The sequence below is a fragment of the Leptospira tipperaryensis genome (assembly GCF_001729245.1).
Lineage (GTDB): Bacteria > Spirochaetota > Leptospiria > Leptospirales > Leptospiraceae > Leptospira > Leptospira tipperaryensis.
The window spans coordinates 1,264,673-1,282,658 of the sequence record NZ_CP015217.1 but is presented as its reverse complement, the minus strand read 5'-3'; the positions used below and the strand labels follow the sequence as shown (position 1 = coordinate 1,282,658).

14 protein-coding genes are annotated in these 17,986 nt (G+C 42.0%); 4 read left to right on the top strand and 10 right to left on the bottom strand.

The window, feature by feature from the left end; genetic code table 11:
• Positions 1–61 precede the first annotated feature (61 nt).
• From A0128_RS06160 to A0128_RS06140, 5 genes are all read right to left on the bottom strand, one after another.
• A complete protein-coding gene (locus A0128_RS06160) occupies positions 62–250 on the bottom strand; it encodes a hypothetical protein (RefSeq protein WP_069606705.1) in 189 nt (62 codons plus the stop codon).
• The gene (locus tag A0128_RS06155; protein WP_069606704.1) at positions 247–1,038 is read right to left on the bottom strand and encodes a pentapeptide repeat-containing protein; all 792 of its coding nucleotides are present in this window, start codon (positions 1,036–1,038) and stop codon (positions 247–249) included. The genes A0128_RS06160 and A0128_RS06155 overlap by 4 nt, the downstream gene beginning before the upstream one ends.
• 59 nt (positions 1,039–1,097) lie before the next feature.
• Positions 1,098–1,301 (bottom strand): 50S ribosomal protein L31, encoded by a 204-nt coding sequence (gene rpmE / locus A0128_RS06150; protein WP_069606703.1) that lies wholly within the window; start codon positions 1,299–1,301, stop codon positions 1,098–1,100.
• Positions 1,302–1,321: 20 nt separating this feature from the next.
• Complete coding sequence (rho, locus tag A0128_RS06145) at positions 1,322–2,776, bottom strand: transcription termination factor Rho (RefSeq protein ID WP_069606702.1); 1,455 nt, start codon at positions 2,774–2,776, stop codon at positions 1,322–1,324.
• A 145-nt stretch (positions 2,777–2,921) separates the two neighbouring features.
• The gene (locus A0128_RS06140; protein ID WP_069606701.1) at positions 2,922–4,094 is read right to left on the bottom strand and encodes a DNA-binding transcriptional response regulator; all 1,173 of its coding nucleotides are present in this window, start codon (positions 4,092–4,094) and stop codon (positions 2,922–2,924) included.
• An 896-nt stretch (positions 4,095–4,990) separates the two neighbouring features.
• Between A0128_RS06140 and A0128_RS22025 the strand changes: the two genes are divergently transcribed.
• The 4 genes from A0128_RS22025 to A0128_RS06115 all read left to right on the top strand — a co-directional run bounded on the left by A0128_RS22025 (position 4,991) and on the right by A0128_RS06115 (position 12,949).
• Positions 4,991–5,161 carry a hypothetical protein gene (locus A0128_RS22025; RefSeq protein WP_156781781.1) on the top strand — a complete coding sequence of 57 codons (171 nt, stop codon included), beginning with the start codon at positions 4,991–4,993 and terminating at the stop codon, positions 5,159–5,161.
• 462 nt (positions 5,162–5,623) lie between these two features.
• Positions 5,624–9,118 (top strand): TPR end-of-group domain-containing protein, encoded by a 3,495-nt coding sequence (locus A0128_RS06125; RefSeq protein ID WP_069606698.1) that lies wholly within the window; start codon positions 5,624–5,626, stop codon positions 9,116–9,118.
• 10 nt (positions 9,119–9,128) lie between these two features.
• Positions 9,129–10,181, top strand: a complete 1,053-nt coding sequence (locus A0128_RS06120) for an LVIVD repeat-containing protein (RefSeq protein ID WP_069606697.1) — start codon at positions 9,129–9,131, stop codon at positions 10,179–10,181.
• A gap of 371 nt (positions 10,182–10,552) precedes the next feature.
• Entirely contained in the window at positions 10,553–12,949 is a 2,397-nt protein-coding gene (locus A0128_RS06115) for a right-handed parallel beta-helix repeat-containing protein (protein ID WP_069606696.1), read from the top strand.
• Between the two features lie 404 nt (positions 12,950–13,353).
• Here A0128_RS06115 and A0128_RS06110 read toward each other — a convergent pair whose 3' ends face one another.
• The 5 genes from A0128_RS06110 to A0128_RS06090 all read right to left on the bottom strand — a co-directional run bounded on the left by A0128_RS06110 (position 13,354) and on the right by A0128_RS06090 (position 17,627).
• A complete protein-coding gene (locus tag A0128_RS06110; RefSeq protein WP_069606695.1) occupies positions 13,354–13,662 on the bottom strand; it encodes a hypothetical protein in 309 nt (102 codons plus the stop codon).
• A gap of 452 nt (positions 13,663–14,114) precedes the next feature.
• Positions 14,115–15,341, bottom strand: a complete 1,227-nt coding sequence (locus A0128_RS06105; RefSeq protein WP_069606694.1) for an LL-diaminopimelate aminotransferase — start codon at positions 15,339–15,341, stop codon at positions 14,115–14,117.
• Complete coding sequence (locus A0128_RS06100; RefSeq protein WP_069606693.1) at positions 15,325–15,690, bottom strand: DUF2203 domain-containing protein; 366 nt, start codon at positions 15,688–15,690, stop codon at positions 15,325–15,327. The genes A0128_RS06105 and A0128_RS06100 overlap by 17 nt, the downstream gene beginning before the upstream one ends.
• 6 nt (positions 15,691–15,696) lie before the next feature.
• Positions 15,697–16,623, bottom strand: coding sequence for an aspartate carbamoyltransferase (gene pyrB / locus A0128_RS06095; RefSeq protein ID WP_069606692.1), 927 nt, complete (start codon positions 16,621–16,623; stop codon positions 15,697–15,699).
• 74 nt (positions 16,624–16,697) lie between these two features.
• Positions 16,698–17,627: a fatty acid desaturase family protein gene (locus A0128_RS06090; RefSeq protein WP_069609155.1), complete on the bottom strand. Its 930-nt coding sequence runs from the start codon at positions 17,625–17,627 to the stop codon at positions 16,698–16,700.
• Between the last annotated feature and the right edge of the window lie 359 nt (positions 17,628–17,986).

Sequence of the window (17,986 nt, the reverse complement as noted above, 5' to 3'; positions counted from 1 at the left end):
AATCGTTTATAAGAAAATGAAGCTTAAGGGTTAAAAGACGAATTGAAAAGATGGAAAAATTTTAGGCAGGAACCACATCCGCAGGCGTGAGAGATTCGATATTGTGAGTAAAACCTTCTTTGTCGTGAAAGAGAACTACGAGTTTGTCGTTTTCAAAAGAAATGACTTCTACGATCGAATTGGTATGAACAAAAATTCCATTGTGGAGAAAGGTACGTTTGGTGATTTTAACTTTGTCGCCCGGTTTCATTCCGCCTCTTTATTGAGATAAAGATCTTTCCCTTCTTTTTTCATAACACTGAAGAGATGAATTTGTTTTTGATCCAATCGAGTTCCGATATCGTAGACCGCATCCGTAAAATCGGCGCCTTCCACGTTCGCGCCCGCGAGTTTTGCCCAACGAAGATCGGCTCCTCTGAAGTTCGAGTTTCTCAGGTCGGCGTTGTTTAAAAAAGAACCTCTGAGTTTTGCGCCTTCGAAATTGGCTCCCACAAAGGAAGAATTTTGTAAGAATGCGTGACCCAGATTGGCGCCTGAAAAATCGACCCCGTCAAAATTCTGTTTTTCTAATATGATGCTGGAAAGATCTTCCCCTTTCAGAGAACCTTTTTCTTTCAGAATTTCGAGAGCCTTCGAAGCGGTGATTCTTTTTTCTTTCGGAACCCCTTCTCCACTTTCATAATCCTTCACGGCTTGTAAAAGTGCTGCGACCGCAGACTCGGGATAATTCTTTCTTCTTTCCGGGAACTCAAACATCTGCTCGATGTCGGAAGGAGTTACGGACTTAATCTGATCTACTGTTTTGCCCTTTGCGTATTCCGTAGCCATCGCGAGCGCGACGATTCCAAAACCGCAACCGGTTGTAGTATAACTTGCGTCGGTGATATGATCGGAAGGATCGATTTTGAGATAAATGCGGTAGCCGTCTCCGCAACCAACGTTTCTGTAATTAGAGACCACGGTCGCGTCTTCCATCTCACGATAGTTGACGCGGTCGTCGTTGATTTGTTTATACCGTGCAAAGTCCATTACGCTCATGAAATTTCTCCTGCCCGGTGTTTAGACGGCATAAAAAAGAAAGGGAGAGTGAAAAACTCTCACTGCATTTTGTATTTTTTCTTGAACTTGTCAACCCTACCCGTCGTATCCACAAGTTTGGATTTTCCGGTAAAGAATGGGTGGCAAGCGGCGCAAATTTCGATGTTGATATCGCCTATGGAAGTTCTAGTTTCGTAGACGGTTCCACAAGACGCGCAGCTGATTTTTGCTACTCTATAGTTTGGATGAATTCCAGTTTTCATAGTTTCCCTTTTTTTTGCGGTTACTGGGTGTTCATGCTGGCTAAAAAGGCATCATTTGTCTTCGAAAGCCTCATTTTTTCCAGCAATAATTCCATGCTTTCCGTGATGCTCATAGGAGAAAGTACTTTTCTCAGAACAAACACTTTCTGAAGAACGTCTCTTGCGATCAGGAGTTCTTCCTTACGAGTTCCGGACTTGTTGATGTCGATGGCCGGGAAAATCCGTTTGTCGGAGAGTTTCCGATCCAGGTGGATCTCCATGTTACCGGTCCCTTTGAATTCTTCAAAGATCACCTCGTCCATTTTGGATCCGGTGTCGATCAAAGCGGTCGCGATGATGGTAAGAGAACCGCCCTCTTCGATGTTTCTCGCGGCTCCAAAGAATCGTTTCGGTTTGTGAAGCGCGTTTGAATCCACCCCACCCGAAAGAATTTTACCGGAAGTCGGGATCACTTGGTTATAGGCTCTCGCCAATCTCGTAATCGAATCCAGAAGAATGACGACGTCTTTACCGTGTTCTACGAGACGTTTCGCTTTTTCGATGACCATCTCGGCGACCTGAACGTGTCTCTGAGCGGGTTCGTCGAATGTGGAAGAAACAACTTCTCCCCTGACGTGACGCGCCATATCGGTAACTTCTTCCGGACGTTCGTCGATAAGAAGAACGATCAGAGTACATTCCGGATGATTGGATGTGATCGCGTTTGCGATATTCTGCATCAAAATCGTTTTACCGGTTCTCGGAGGAGCTACGATGAGAGCTCTTTGTCCTTTTCCGATCGGACACATGAGATCGAGAATTCTCGTATCCAACATGGATGGATCGTATTCCATCTTGAGTCTTTCGTTTGGATAGAGAGGAGTTAAGTTGTCAAAAAGAGCACGTTTGCCCGCGACATCCGGAGTATAACCGTTTACGGTTTCCACACGGAGCATAGCGAAGAATCTTTCGGATTCTTTCGGGGGACGGATCTGACCTTCTACCGTATCTCCCGTTCTCAACCCAAAGAGTTTGATCTGAGAAGGAGAAACGTAGATATCATCCGGACCCGGAACATAGTTATAATCCGGAGAACGTAAAAAGCCGTAACCGTCCGGAAGTTTTTCCATGACGCCCGCGGCGTGCACTTGACCGTCTCTTTCCGCTTGCGCTTGGAGAATGGCGAAGATTAAGTTTTGCTTTTTGAGCCCACCGGTGTTTTCAACACCCAACCCTTTTGCGACTTCGATTAAGTCACCGATTGCTTTTTTCTTGAGTTCTACAAGATCGATCGGAGAAGGAGTGGGACCGTCATAACCGCCTCTTTTGCGTTTCCGAGCACGATGATCCGCGTTGTCTGAGGATTCAAAATCTTGGGACTCTTGTCCGGTGATTTCTTCTTCCGCAGAGGATTCGGTTGTTTCGGAATCGTTTTGGTTGTGGTTATTATTTTGGTGGTGGTGTCTGTTTTTATTGTCTCGTCTTGCTGTTGCCATAAGGAGCTACTTGAGTTTAAAAAAGGGGAAGGATTCGCCTTTTTGAGATTTTATTTTTGAGAATACAGGGTGGAAAGAGAGATCTGTTAAGACCGGCTCTACTCTTGAGATAAAGGATCGAAGGGGACGTTGTCAACGAAATTATTCAACGTTGCTTTCTTTTTTTTGCCGGAGTCTTGGAAAACGCCGACTTCGAAGAAGAACCTTTCTTGGATGGAGAGGATGACTTCGAAGCATTCTTCCCTTTTTTCTTAGATGGAGAAGAAGGTTTCTGCCCGGAAGAAGATTCTCCATTCTTCGCGACCTTTTCCAAAGAATCACTTTCAACAACGGGGGAAGAATTCGCTTTTTTACGGGGAATCGGATTCTCCCTCTGAAGCGAATAACGGTTCTGAAGTTCTAAAAATTTGATCCGATTTTGAAGTGTGGTTCGAGGAACTCCGAGCGCCAGAGCGGTATGAGAAATATTGTCTTGGTTGGCTTTGAGAGAATGAAAGATAAACGCGCTCTCGACTTCCTTGAGCATCGTTTCCAGAGGAAGCTTTTGCAGGAAAGCGTCGCTAACGGAGGGAAATTCCAGACCATTCGCATCCTGTTGTCCGAGCCCGGAACGAGGAGATACAAAATGATAAAGATAACCTACGATCTTCGGTCCTTGTTTGAGAACGATGATCCGAACGTTGCACTCGAGTTCGTTTACGTAGGTCTGAAGGGAAAAAGGAGAACTTCCTTCGAGGCGGAGTTCGTTGGTCTTTAAATAATTGGCCAGAAGATTCTTACTCATTTCCTTGAGCAATCTCTCCGCCTGGAGAATCGAATCCCGGAAATATTTTTTGGTAAGAATCGTCTGTTCAAAGGTTTCGTTGTAAAAAATAGAACTCCCTTCGAGATCCGTCGCCAAAAGTCCGTCCGGAAAATTCTGGAGGATCAACTCCATAAACCAAGAACGAGAACTCTGCTCTAATTCCTGTTTTTTTTCTTCGGTCGGAAGTTCGGGTGCGCGGTTTTCAGAGACGAGTTTTCCGAGACCGGCCATAACCTGGACCTTATCCCATTCTTCTTTTTTTTCCCCGGTTTTGGCGAGAACCGGAATCGATTTTTGTCTCTGAAAGTATTGAAAGAAGGATTCCGGGATTTCCGTTTCTAAAAAAGAATCCGGAAGTTGTGCATATTCCCGGTCGGAGGAACTCAGGTCGGCCATTTCCATCTGAATCAATTTGCGAGACAAGAGACCGATGAGATCTCCCGACTCATTGATCACCGGGAGATGAGTCGCCGGAGTGATGAGAAAGTATCTATAAATCGCTTCTATTTTCATGCAGGATGGCGGGATTCTCAAATGCCGAATCGGCGTCAGAATACTCTTATTTTCCGGATGGGAAGAAAATTCCTCTCTTTTTTCGCGTTAGATGCGGGTTTCCGAAAAAGATTCGGGTTGAAAACCCGGGCCGAAGCGGGATCTCAAAAAGTGTTTTTTTGTGCAGAGGTTTTTTGCGGGAGTTCCTACATTGGAAAGGTGGTCTTTGTCTGTGTTCGGAGAAAAGATTGGAGTTCCTACATTTTCAACAAAGCAAGACCTGCGACTTCAACGTTTTACAAAACGATCCTCAATCTTTCTACAAGTGACAATTTGCAGGAGTTCCTACTTTTGAAAGACAATTGCCCATTTACAATGTAGAATCTTGTCTCGATCCCAAAAAAACGCCCTTCCGGAAATTATAAACTTCTCTGCCACGAGTTCACTGCTCAGAAAGATCACTAAGTTACAATGAGATCATCATATTTTATTTTTGGAATACGTTTTGCACCCACGGCAAGTTTTCCTTCACCGTCTTTCCATAAATCTTGAATTCGGATTGGACAAAGTGGATTCAATTTCTTTTATATCCTACAAAGACGAATAACGTATTCCGATCACAAGGCAACAAGGGCAAAAGCCATCGTGTTTATAGGAAACGGCATAAAATTGAGAATTGTCTTACTAAAAAAGCTTACCAGAATGAAAGAAACAAAAGGTTCTAAGCAAAAACGTCCTACACGAAAACGTTCTCGTTCCCGTCTTTTACAAACAGGGACGATCCTCGTCCTTGCGAGTCTGGATCTGTTCTGTCAGGCAGGATCGAAATACCAAGATTCCTTTCGAATTCTTTTGGGAAATCTTCTAAGGAAATCAGTTCCACTCCTCCGACTCCATTCACGTACACTGAACTCGGTATGGAAGAACCTCCCATCCCCGTTTCGATCGGATCCCATTCCACCACAATGCAAACCTTCGATACTCGAACATACAACAACGCTTGTATCGTTGTGAGTTCTTATCGAGTCTTAGATGGGGTCGGTGGTTTTTCGGACAATCACATATTTAAAAAAATCATCGTTCCTTAAATTCAAAACTTCTTTCTTTGGATGCGGAATCCGATTTCATAAAAAGAAAGGCAGTCTTTCGACGACTCTCTTTGAGACAAATCAGTCATTCTTTCTGAAGTTACAGGTACCGTATGATAATTGATACATTCTGTTTTTCTGAACTATCGGAGTTCGGTCCCCAATGAGCCTAAAGGCTCCAGCTCCATTCATTCTCATCAAATTGTAATTCAATATCTCGATCGATAATTCCGGAAAACGCATTTTCTTATCCGTCTCTTACACGCGATAAAACGATAGTCTCCACACCTTTCAAAAATTCAAATTTTACTTCCCTCTTTCCAATGATTCTTACGATAGAAATTCATTTTTCAGAATGATTAAAAAAAAATCGGAAGAAGAAATCCACCTTCGAGTTGTTACGTTAGAAATCGGACTCGAACCTGGATTTTATTTTTCTAAAACGACAAAGAGGCTTATCGAATGATTATAAAACCTTCCCTTACAAAGAATGAATCCGCTTCCGATTACGACACGGAATATTGGCGTCTTCTGGATCGTTATGACTTCGAGGGCGCGTTTGTATTCTTATCCTCCATTTTTGAAGAAGAGGGAAACCAAAGAAAAAAAGGAAAACCCGCCGACTTTCACTACGAGGAAGATCCAAACTCCATAAAGAATTTATCCACACACTTCCAAGAGATGAACTCCGCGTTTCATTTTGCGGAGCCTCTGCCAAGCCGCATCGAAAGAATCTTAGAAAATCTGGAAGAAAGTTTAACGGAGGACCATCTCCTCAAACATCGTTTTAAACCGTTCAATGGATTTCTTTTTAAAATGTCCGATTATGAATTTTGCAACGCGGTTATGGACTCCGTTCACTTTGAACCCTCCGAAGAAACGACCTCTTCCGCTTTCGGCCTCAACCATGAAATGATCTGGGACGAAGATTCTTATCCTCCGGAAGAATCCTCCGATTATTACGATTTTATTTATGACCTCAAAAAAGGAAAATATCCGATTTCTTTCCGAGGAAAAAAAGTAAAAGGAAACGATCTTCACGTTCATACAAAACTTCTTTTGTTTTCGAAGATGATCGGCGAGATCGTCCAAGCCCTTTTTTCGGAAGAACGATTTGCAAAAATTCCAAAAGTGTTTCCGTTTTACGTTCTGATCGATTCTCAAGACTGTTACGACTACAAGGGAAAACCTTTTCTTTTGGAGGTAATTCCACCGATCGAACTCGAGTCCTTAAAAGAGAATCCGCACTTTTCGATTTACGAATCCGTTTCACGAACGGGGGCCGCCGCGTCTCCGAGTGAAGAGTTTCTTTTTGCTCTTGCGTATTTGGAAGAACCGGATCTCAAAGAATACAAAAGTCTTTTGGAACTCGTAAACTCTCATCCGGAATGGAAAGAATTGCTCCTACAGGCGGGAAAACAATCTCTTCAAAGAACAAACACCGTGATCGGAAAACCGGATTGGAAAAGACCGTCCGTAAACGATGAGATCACAGACTCCGATCTAAACTCAGCCGAAATCCAAAACCCTGGTTTGAAAGAATTGGACTTATCGGCGTTTTGGAAAAAGGTTCAACTCTATCCTTCCTCTTATTTTTCCCGTTTTTTTTGGCAACTCGCGGATCTCAATCCGGATCTCCATTTAGAAACCGCAAAAGATTTTCAAAAGGAAATCTTTCTAAATTCTCCGCAGCCCCTCGAAGACTTGTATGAAAAAGCGCTTCCATACATTCAAGAATTCTCATATACACTCGTGGATTCTTATTTGGGAATTCCGAACAAACACAGAGAAGAACTTCGGATTCCTTTTGAAAACTCACTTCATCGATTGCAGGAACTTCCTCATCCGGGTTTTAAACTCAGAGCGATGGAAATTCGAACTCGTCTGACCCTCGACGACTGGGAATCAAAAACCAGTCCCATTCTAAAAAACGCCACCGAAGAATATATAAAACAGATAATCGGTCTCGTGCGCTGTATGCCGGAAAAATTTCCTTGGTTCGGCGATTCTTGGGATTTTATCTTCGAAGACCGACTTACCGTTCTCGGAAAACAAGCCAAAGTTGTGGTCCCCGTTCTAACCGACGTTTTGGAAAGATACAACTCGGACCACTACAACGAAGACGTTACGCTAAACCTCGCCCCCGTTTTTTACGAGATCGGAGCGGAAGACATTCATCCTCTGATCCACGAACTTCACAAAAGAAATGAATTTTATATGGAAGACTTTTACGCGAAGTGGTCCAAACAGGCCCCCGCAAATCGATGGGAGCGTTTCGCGGAAGTTGCTGAAAATTCTTCGGATTCTCTCAACTCATCTTCCACCTGGGAATCACTCCTCTATGACAGTTTACCCGGGTTTCAACTCTATTACGAAAACATAGAAAAGAGAAACGATAGAAATTCGATCTTTTACGCTTTCCTCCAAGCTCTCAAAGACAAACCTTCCGATCTTTTGCAAAGATTCGCACTCTTCTACCTCGAATCCAAAAAGAAATCGGCGAAGAAGAACGAAGAAAATTTCTTTTCAATTATCGCCGAAGTCACAGAGATCCTGACTCTTCTAAAACCGCAGATTTCTTTCACTCAAGAATTACAAGAGGTCCTCGAACTCGGAATTTCGGCGAAGGCAGTCGAAGCCTTTGCAAAATCAAAGGAAAACACCGAGGAAATTCTCAAACAAACGCTCCAAGAGTTACCAAAAAATGCGTTCTTACTTTTTTTAAAAACAAAGACGATCGAAAGCAAATACGGATTAAAAAACGCGATGGAAGAATTGAAAACGATCCTTCCGATTCTTTGGAACGAGGATTACGTTCTCAACAAAACCTTTTTCCTCTTCTGTCTGCAATCGCATCAGGATTGGAGTCGCGTCTCCTTGGAAGAAATCTATGCATTTTACGAAAAGGCTAACAAACTTTTTGAGAAACATTTTTACACCGATGGAAAATTTGCGGGGCAACTCAGTTCCTTTCGGATGGATTTGTTTTCCAAGGTCTTGGAGGAAGAATATTCAGAGATCGTCCTCTCCGAACAGGAAAAATTTCTAAAAGAAAAATCAGAAGAATTTAAGACCTTAGCGACGTTAGACACACTTTCTCCGGAAAAGATAATTTCACATCTAAGACCGGGAAATTCTTCCTTAAATTTGATTCTTGTTTCCAAGTTGATCAAAAATTCGAAACAATTTGAATCTTCTATTTTTCAAGCTTTAGAATGGGAAACCGAGGAAAGCGCGATATTCCCCTATTTAAAACTTTTTTATCAAGATCCTTTTTTAAAAGAGAAACTCTATGATCATCCGCTATTCTTAGATCATCTTTCTTACTTTATCAGAAATTACAAAGACGTAGCATCCAAAGAACTCGCAAAAAATCTTTTCATTCTTTTAAAGGAAAAGAAAAATTCAAAGCCGATCGTAAAAGCGGTAAAAACTCTGGAGAACGAAACGATCATCCATTGTTTTCTCTCTGTCTACTGGGCCTTTCAAAACGAGGACCGCCTAAAAGAATTGGAAGAGCTTACGGATCAAATCCTTCTAAAAACGGATTCTCGTAAACCGGAATACGTTTTGATCGCCGGAAACTTAGGAGTGATCCATATCCAAAATGGAAATTTAGAAAAGGCGAAAGACATCTTTCAAAATCTTTTTTCGATGGATTGGAGTCGTTTCGATTATCAAAAGGACGAATCCGCTTTGGACATGGAGAAAATTCTCGGACCCGATATCAACGAACAATACGCTACGATTTTTCGTAAATACTTCGCTATGGCAAAATTCAACGCGGCTTGTTTGTATTCGAGGCTGGAAGACGCATCCGAAGCGGTGGTTCATTTGCGGGAAGCGGTCCAAATCGAACCAGAAGTTTACAATCGGAAAAAAATTCTCGCCGAAACCGATTTTTCAGCGATCAGCGAACACCAAACATATCAAGAATTTCTAAACTCTCTCAATTGAGGATAGTTCTATGTATCAAGCACAGTTAAAACTTTTAAAAAGAATTTCTCTTAGCTCCGCGAATCGATTCGTAATTTATAAAAGTCACGCGTTTGTTTGCGAGTTGTACGGAAGCGCTCGTGAAATTCATATCCTCGATCTGACCGAGCCCTCGGATCCAAAACACGTCCGTTCGATCCGATTTAAAAATGCAATTGGAAGCCTTGCGATCCAAGAAAACAAACTCTACGCGACGGAAAGTCGAAGAGCGCTTCATGAATTCGATCTTACCGAAATCTCAAATCCTAAGTTTTTAGAATCCTTTATTTTATTGGGATACGATCTCTATGACCTGCAAATTTCATCGGACCAAGCGATTCTCGCGATGAATTGGGAGGGAGTCGGAATTGTGGATTTAAAAAAGCCGGATTCGATTCAACCGCTTCAGAGACAAAAGATAGACGAGGGTTATGTGGAAAAACTGGTTCCTTTTGGGGATCATTTTTTACTCAGCAATAACAGTGAATTCTTATATACGTTTTCCACGTTGGAAGGTCGTTTGAAAGAAGTAGAAAAAAGGAGTTTCCCCGATTTTAAACCCTCCAAAATATTTCTAAACGGAGAGGAAATCGTTCTCTACGGCGAGACAAAGAAAGGGAAAAAAGAATTTTCTTCTCTCCTTCTCTTGGACAAGGACCTACAAGCGATCGGCGATCCGATTTCAATTCGCCATCGTCCGGTGAATTGCCTCCCTCTTTCGGATGGAAATATTCTTTGTTGTTTTGATTATTCGTACGCTTATGTAGATCGAAAGGAAAAAAAGATCCTTCCTCTGTTTGAACTTTTTGAAAAAAGAGAATCAAAAGAATATGTCGAGATCCCGTCAAAAGTCTTAAAACGATCCTCGGAGTCGGATGATGGGGGCGAGGAAGAAGAATACGATTCTCGTCGAAATGAATTGTATTGTTTTGATTCCTTAAAGTCAGTCTCCAAAAAAGGAAACTTTCTGTTTGCTACCCACGGAAGCGATTTTCTTAGCTTTTCCATTTCCGAGGACTCCATGTTTCAAAAAATCTTAGAATGATATTTTTGATCACAACTCGGAGTTTTCTTTCGTAAGCGGATCTTGTGAAAATCGGATCCTAAACAGAAACGGTTTGGAAAGATCTTTTTCTTTCCTCGGACCCGATTTTTATTTCTCCGATTTAATAAACGCGAGGGAAGAAAAATTAAAAATTCTAAGATTACAAAACGGCTTTAAAAGCCGATTCTCCCATCTTTCCTAAATTCACCTGAGCATCCGCCACCCGAATCTCTTTTTGAAAAACTCCCCTGATGATTCTATAAATCTTTTGCGAATTCCTTTCCTATAAGATGTGAATCCAAACTTGAAAAAGTGAAATAAAATAGAACTCCTACATTTGTTGTTCTCTCGAGCTACCTCTTTATAAATCGATGAATAAATATTATAAATTCAGATATCTACCTGTTTCATTTTTAGTTTTGCTACTCAGCTTTTTGTTTCTTTCCTCTTGTATCCAAAAGCCGGATGGAAGCTCTCTCATTGATACCGCAATCTTTTCCAATTTTCTCACCAATGCGCAGGACCCTCTTACTTTAAAGATTCGAGTGCAAGGGCTTGCAAATGGTTCCTCCTTTAAAATAGGAAATCAAGATTCGGAAACTCTTCTGATCACCGGAAATGGTGATTTTGAATTTGCGGGAAGGAAAAGAAAGTATTCCGAATTTACGGTTTCGATTCTTTTACAACCGGTCTCGATTCCGAGTCAGGCATGCGTAATCACAAATCCTACGGGAATTATTAGTTCCGACTCGAATCTTGTAGAGATCAACTGTGGAACGAAATTTTTTAAGCTCAATCTCAATGTTTTCGGAATTGCAAGCTCGGCAACGGGAACTCTTTCGGTTCGGAATGGAGCGGTGGATACTCTGAATCTTACCGGCGACGGAACCTATTCATTTTCGGCTGAGGTTCCGGATTTAGGCACTTATTCTGCGGGGATTTTATCCAGTCCGAACAAACATACCTGCGTGTTAGAAACGATTCCTCCAGCCTCAGGCACGATGAACGGAGCGCCAGTGACGCTTAACGTGAATTGTTTGAGTCTGATCGATTCGTTGCCAGTCAATGAAACCGCGATCGGATCCAATGACAATGTGGTTTTTACATTCTCAAAACCGGTGACTCCGATGAGCTGTAATTTTTCGGCGCCGCCTTCTCCTTGCATGGGAAATATGAGCGCATCGGCTTTTGCTCCGACCGTCGCCGATTATAGCGCGAATACGTTTACGATCCGACCCAATCCGAACTGGAACAACGGTCTTAGACAGTGTATTCAACTTTCAGGATGTACGGAAGCGGGCACCAACCGTCCTTTTAATCTTCCGCAGCCTGCAAGTTATGCCGTCACAAATCAAATTAAATATGTAAACGGAACCGGAACCAACGCAGGTTCCTGCGCTACGGTCGCTACCTCTTGTAATAGTATTCAATATGCGGTGAATCAGTGTAACACGATTACTCCATGTTTTGTTCTCGTCTCTCAAGGAACGTATCCTATTTCCATTCTTTCCGATAGAATTATCTTAAAGGACAAACTCCAACTCTTAGGCGGGTTCAGTTTGGACTTTCAATCCCGAGATATCACCGCGAATCAAACAACGATTCAAGACAATCTTACTGCTGGAGCTTGTGGGGGAAGCGATCTCACTTCGTGCACTCCGATCGCAGGCGGATCTTTGGTTTTGGGTTCCGATATTGTAATTCAGGGCTTTACGATCATTACCAATCCTAACAACCGAGTTTCCACCGGCATTTGGTTGGACAATATTTCGACGGGGGCATTTTCCCTTACGATCGATAAAAACATAATCATAGGAACCGCTTCGAGTGCGCCTTACGGCTTGCTGCTCACAAGGTCGGGCATCTATGCTTCGAATATAAGAAATTCTTTTTTTATCACGGGAAATTATATCCTAGGTGGAAGCGGTAATTCGATGTCGGTCGGATTAAGATTGTTAAACGACACTCAGGGTTTTGTCCTGAACAACTCGATCAGCGGAGGCTCGCACCTAAATCTAAACGACGGTCTTGATTCTTCGATAGGAATTGCGATCAACAACGCGGCCAATAACACGACTCAGACTCTTGTGATCGCGAATAATATCATCAATTCTTTCCACGTCAACGGGACCCCGTCCGTCACGGCTACAACATCCAGCGGTATTCAGGCCTTATCGATCAATTCACCGAACTTCTTTGTTTTTCACAATACGATCTACGGCGGAAAGGGAACTACTAGATCGTTCGGAATCCATCATCAAAGCACCGGCGCCTTAAATTTAAACTTAGTCAACAATCAGATTCTTACAAATCCATCGGCTACAAACCGAATCTGTCTAAACTACAACGTAAATAACGTTAATACCGCCTCGGACATCCGAGGAAATAATTTTCTTGGATGTAATCCGGCGGTCGACTCTTCTCCCGGAGGTCCGTTTAAGGTATGTGGAAGCGAACCCAATGTGTTGTTGGATTCTTTTCTCTGTCTCACCCCTCTTACAAATGCGACTCAGAATAATTTTAGTCACGATCCGATCTTCCCTGCTCCACTTGGAAATCTGGATGTTTTTTTATTGAATTCAAATTCGAAATGCAACTCAGTTTACGGCGGGGTTGATCCCGCCTATCCTCCTGCAATTGCTCAGATCTATCGGCGCGATATAAGAGGTGCACTCAGAACTTCGAATTTACTTCCTGCCCCGGTTCCCACGGGTTCTTTTGGTTATTCCATTGGCGCCTTCGAATACAACGGAAATTGTTCGCCGTAATTTAGGTAATTTCATATTTTAGAATATTCTATTTTTATTATATAATAAATAGAATCCTGAAAAATGGTAATTTGAAAAAACCTAACCAAATTTCACGTGCAATTAAAATCGGAGACGGCTTTCAAGAAGTTTTTGCGTGGATCCTTTGTCGGAACAAAGGATCCGATACGATCTCTTTTGAATAGGTGTTCATTTGTAAGGGAATCGTTTGGAATTTGAGGGTTAAATTCTAAACGTGTGAGTTCCTACTTTTTAGGTTATTGGGAAGAAAATTTTTGAAAAAGGAAAACAGAAAATTCAACAAGATTACCCGGACCGGAGGTTTCGCTCCGACCCAAGTTTTTATTTCAAGATCAGGAACAACATTCTATATTTAAGTTAAACTGAAATGAATTTCTTTCTGACTATTTTTTTGCAGCAAACACGATGCAACTATAGTAAGTGCTTCCCGAAGCAGAATATTGTTGATTCGCGCCGGTTCCCATTGTCCTACCGGAAGCGTAATACTCCTGTTTACACTCGGTCGGTTTTGTTTCTTTGTATTCGGAGAAAATTCCTTGAATTTCCTTGAGAGCCGCTTCTTTTGCTTCGAATTCGGTCATTCCAATTCCTTGAATTACAGCTTCTGTTTCCGTTTTCTTAAGAGTCCGCGTAGTGACGGAACAACCAACTAACAATAGAATACCGATACAGACAAAAAGACTTTTTTTCATTGAGAATACTCCTTAAGTGATCTCATTTTTTTTATCGAAAAAATATAATTTCGCTTATTTTTATCGCATTAGAAAAACAGATTTTTTCAAGACTCGGAATGGTAAAGAAAGATTATTATATTTTTATAATTCTTTTTGAGTGAGAATTTTAATCCGAAGAAGATTCATCATGAAACTTCGCATATCAAAATTGATAATCGAAATAGTTTTATAAATAAATCTAAATTTTATAAATTCTAAAAGTATGAGTTCCTACTTTTAAGTTATCAGGAAAAAGCAAAAAAGAATCGTGCGGTTCTTCCGGAGAATGAGGAAATCTGAATGAGAATCTAAAAGGATTCAAAAGATAAAAAAGGAAGACATTGGTAAACTAAAAAACCAACCCTTCCCAAACGCGTAAACTCGTTGGAACCGGGTTGGTCGTTAAAGTTAAAAAATATTTTATTTAGAGATTAGAGAGCGGAGATTCTTGCGATCGCTTCTTCTACGTCCTCTTTTTTTCCAAAGGCGCTAAGACGGAAATAACCTTCTCCAGCCGGACCAAAACCCGAGCCCGGAGTTCCGACCACCTGAGCCTTGTCTAAAAGACGATCAAAGAAATCCCAAGAAGAAAGATTGTCAGCGGTCTTTAGCCAGATATAAGGAGCGTTGACGCCCCCGAAAACTTCGTATCCAGCTTTTTTCAAACCTTCTCGGATCTTCGCCGCGTTAGACATATAGTATGCGATGGATTCTTGAATTTCTTTTTTTCCTTGAGGAGAATAACAAGCTTCCGCGCCCTTCTGAGTAACGTAAGAAACTCCGTTGAACTTAGTAGTATGTCTTCTGCTCCAAAGAGAATTGATGCTAACTTCTTCTCCGGACTTTGTTCTTCCTTTGAGTTCTTTAGGAATCACGATATAAGCACAGCGAAGTCCCGTAAAACCCGCAGTTTTAGAAAAGGAACGAAACTCGATCGCAACTTCCTTCGCACCTTCCACTTCGTAGATGGAACGAGGCACGCCGGGTTCGCCGATAAAGGCTTCGTAAGCCGAATCATACAAGATGATAGAATTGTTTTTCTTCGCGTATTCTACCCAAGCTTTCAGAGCTTCTTTCGTAGTCACGGTTCCGGTCGGGTTGTTCGGATAACAAAGATAGATGATATCCGCTTTCTCTTTCGGAATCTCCGGCTGAAAACCGTTTTCCTTCGTCGCGGGCATATAAATCAAATTGGAATATCTTCCATCGGATCCGATTTCACCCGTTCTTCCCGCCATCACGTTCGTATCCACGTAGACCGGATAAACAGGATCCGCGACCGCGATCTTCGCATCGGTAGAAAAGATTTCTTGAATATTCCCACAATCGCATTTAGAACCGTCTGAAACAAAGATTTCGCTTTCGTCGATCTTGATTCCCAAACTTCCATAGTCGTTGTCCGCAATGGACTTTAGCAAAAATGAATATCCTTGTTCCGGGCCGTAACCGTGAAAACCTCCTGAGGTTCCCATTTCTTTGGAAGCCGCGACCATTGCTTCCACGACGGAAGGGACGATCGGAAGAGTTACGTCTCCGATTCCCAAACGTATGATCTTTGCGGAAGGATTTTTTTCGGAATAAGCCTTTACACGTTTGGAAATTTCAGGAAATAAATAACCCGCTTTTAGTTTTAAATAATTCTCATTGATGTTCGCCATCTTCGTTTTCCCTATCGATTAATTTTCTTCCGGCAAAACCTTCTTCGTAACCGTGTTCGAACAGAAGGTCCTCTTCTCCGAGGTGCCAGCAATAATATCCGTTTCCGTGATCAAAGTCTATAAGCCAGAGTCCTTTGACTTCGATTCCGTATTCTTGAACTTTGGAAGACCATTCGAAGATAGAACTTCGAACCGATTCTTCCTTTTGTTCCATTTCATTCTCAGGAAGAATTTTGTCCCTAAGCTCGGCCGTCAGTTCTGATACATAAGAATAGTATTCTTCCGTAATCTCCCTTACTGTGGGTAGAATTTTACGCGCCTCTTCGTATGTCCAGATTTTACGTTCCAAAAAAATTTAGAAATCCTGTCCCAAACAAAGACAAAGAAGAGTCATCCTACTCACGACTCCGTATCTGGCCTGTCTGAAATAGGCCGCGTTTGGCAGATCGTCCACGTCCGTCGAAAGTTCGTTCACTCTTGGAAGAGGATGTAAGATCGTCGTCTCCTTCTTCGATGCAAGAATCAGCTCCTTGTTGATCTTAAAAAGATCCTTGAGCCTTTCGTATTCCTTGTGATCGGGAAATCTTTCCTCTTGGATGCGCGTAACGTAGGCGACGTCGCATTCCCAAACCGCTTTGATATCGGTGGTTTCTTCCCAAGTGATCGAAAAACCTTCCAGACCTTTTTTATAAGATTCCGGAAGCGCCAGTTCGGGAGGAGAGATCAGATAAAGATGAACCTTGTAGTGTCTGAGCAAATTGATAAGCGAATGAATCGTTCTTCCGTATTTTAAATCTCCGATAAAAGCGATTGTAAGACCGTCTAACGTTCCTTTTTCGGAAATGATCGTGTAAAGATCCAGAAGCGCCTGAGTCGGATGTTGTCCGGCTCCGTCACCCGCGTTGATCACCGGAATTTTCACGGCGCCCGCGGCGATTCGAGAAGAACCTTCCACTGGATGACGAATCACCGCGATATCCGCGTAGGCTTCGATCATCTTCATGGTGTCATACAATGTTTCTCCCTTTGAAATGGAAGAGAACTGAAAACCCACCGTGGAAATCACTCTTCCTCCAAGACGTTCCATCGCTGCTTCAAAAGAAAGACGTGTTCTCGTAGAAGCCTCAAAAAAGAGAGAAGCTAAAAGTTTTCCAGTTAAGATTCCAAAAGCCTTATTTTGTTCTACAAGGCGTTCCATATCTCTCGTTTTTCCGATGAGAAAATCCAGATCGGCTTTGGAGAACTGCTCGGTATCCAAGACATTCTTATGATTATAGGACATTAAGCGACAGAATGTAAAAAATGCCCCTTTTGACAATCAAATTGAAGCGTAGCCCGTCGCAAATTTAGACTTTCTTATAAAGTTTTAGAATTCTCAGGAAGAGGCAAGAGACCTTGAAATTGATTGAGGGTCTGTCGAAAGAGAGAAAGGTCCATTCGATCTTTCGACTTTGTAAACTGATCGGGAAGACGATTCCAAGGACAACCCGGAAAGAAATGATGAACCCTATGATAGTTGAAATTTAGAAAGAGAAAGGAGATAACTTTTGGAACACTCAGATTGTAAGAAGAATAAGAATCATCGATCTCTTTCCCGTAGTGATACGAATGATCCAAGACAGAAACGATAAAACCTCTAAAAATCAAAATCATCCCTAAGATCCAAAAAAAGGAACCCGAAAAAAAGAAAGCGATTCCAAAGAGGAAAAAAATCCAAAGACAATCGATCCGCAACTCTCGAATGATTTCCGGTTTTTGAATCTGTTTAAAAAAAGCTCTTTGCACCGGAAGGCGGGAGAAATATTTCTCGGCAAATGGAATTGAAAACGAAAGCGGCAAGGAAAGAAGAAAGCCGCCAGCGACTTCTAAAATATAAGTTCCCTGTAAAAGTTTTAAGTAATAGAAGAATTTTTGAATGAAAACCGGAGTTCCGTTTTGTTCTAAGAATTCGATTCTATCCCCCTCCTTTCGATTGAATTTATGATGCATGAGATGAGCGGTCTTTGCGACTTGATAAGGAGTTCCGAAAATGATACAAAGAATTCTTCCGGTCAGATGACTTTCGTCTCTTGAGTTCGAAAAATTTCCGTGAACACATTCGTGAATGAGAGCCCAGAGAGTATAAGAAAGAATCGTCGAAAAAAAGAGAAGAACTCCGATAAACCAGGAAGATTGAAAAAGACCGAGCTCGTTTCCAAAGTAGAGAGACAAAAAGAATGAGCTTAACAAAAAGGCGACGATTCTGTTTTTCTTTTCAGGGAGATTTCTTCGAGGAGCGCTTATCATTTTCTCTGAAACCGGTTTTTCCTTTTTCCAAGAGCGCCAAAATCCTACAATTGAAAATCGGAGTCTTTTTCCAAAGTTCCCACAAACCATCGTCCGCCGAAAAAATGTTAAAATCGGACTGAAGTCCGTCCGGATTAGAATTTCGGGGGAATCCGAATTCTTCTTTGAATTAAAATGAGAACAAAACGTTTCTTTCCATCCGAAAGGAAACCGACGATCGCGGAAGTTTACTGAAGGGAATGTTCGAACGTGTTCTATAAGCGACCAAAAGGGAAGAACTTTTTCCCGGGTTTACAATACGCGCCGATCACCGAGAAAAAGTATTTTAGAGAGCAAGAATATTCTTAATCCAAGAGAGC

Coding starts and splice junctions, on each gene's coding strand:
- A0128_RS06160 (WP_069606705.1), bottom strand. CDS start 250: ATGAAACCGGGCGACAAAGTTAAAATCACCAAACGTACCTTTCTCCAC.
- A0128_RS06155 (WP_069606704.1), bottom strand. CDS start 1,038: ATGAGCGTAATGGACTTTGCACGGTATAAACAAATCAACGACGACCGC.
- rpmE (WP_069606703.1), bottom strand. CDS start 1,301: ATGAAAACTGGAATTCATCCAAACTATAGAGTAGCAAAAATCAGCTGC.
- rho (WP_069606702.1), bottom strand. CDS start 2,776: ATGGCAACAGCAAGACGAGACAATAAAAACAGACACCACCACCAAAAT.
- A0128_RS06140 (WP_069606701.1), bottom strand. CDS start 4,094: ATGAAAATAGAAGCGATTTATAGATACTTTCTCATCACTCCGGCGACT.
- A0128_RS22025 (WP_156781781.1), top strand. CDS start 4,991: ATGGAAGAACCTCCCATCCCCGTTTCGATCGGATCCCATTCCACCACA.
- A0128_RS06125 (WP_069606698.1), top strand. CDS start 5,624: ATGATTATAAAACCTTCCCTTACAAAGAATGAATCCGCTTCCGATTAC.
- A0128_RS06120 (WP_069606697.1), top strand. CDS start 9,129: ATGTATCAAGCACAGTTAAAACTTTTAAAAAGAATTTCTCTTAGCTCC.
- A0128_RS06115 (WP_069606696.1), top strand. CDS start 10,553: ATGAATAAATATTATAAATTCAGATATCTACCTGTTTCATTTTTAGTT.
- A0128_RS06110 (WP_069606695.1), bottom strand. CDS start 13,662: ATGAAAAAAAGTCTTTTTGTCTGTATCGGTATTCTATTGTTAGTTGGT.
- A0128_RS06105 (WP_069606694.1), bottom strand. CDS start 15,341: ATGGCGAACATCAATGAGAATTATTTAAAACTAAAAGCGGGTTATTTA.
- pyrB (WP_069606692.1), bottom strand. CDS start 16,623: ATGTCCTATAATCATAAGAATGTCTTGGATACCGAGCAGTTCTCCAAA.
- A0128_RS06090 (WP_069609155.1), bottom strand. CDS start 17,627: ATGATAAGCGCTCCTCGAAGAAATCTCCCTGAAAAGAAAAACAGAATC.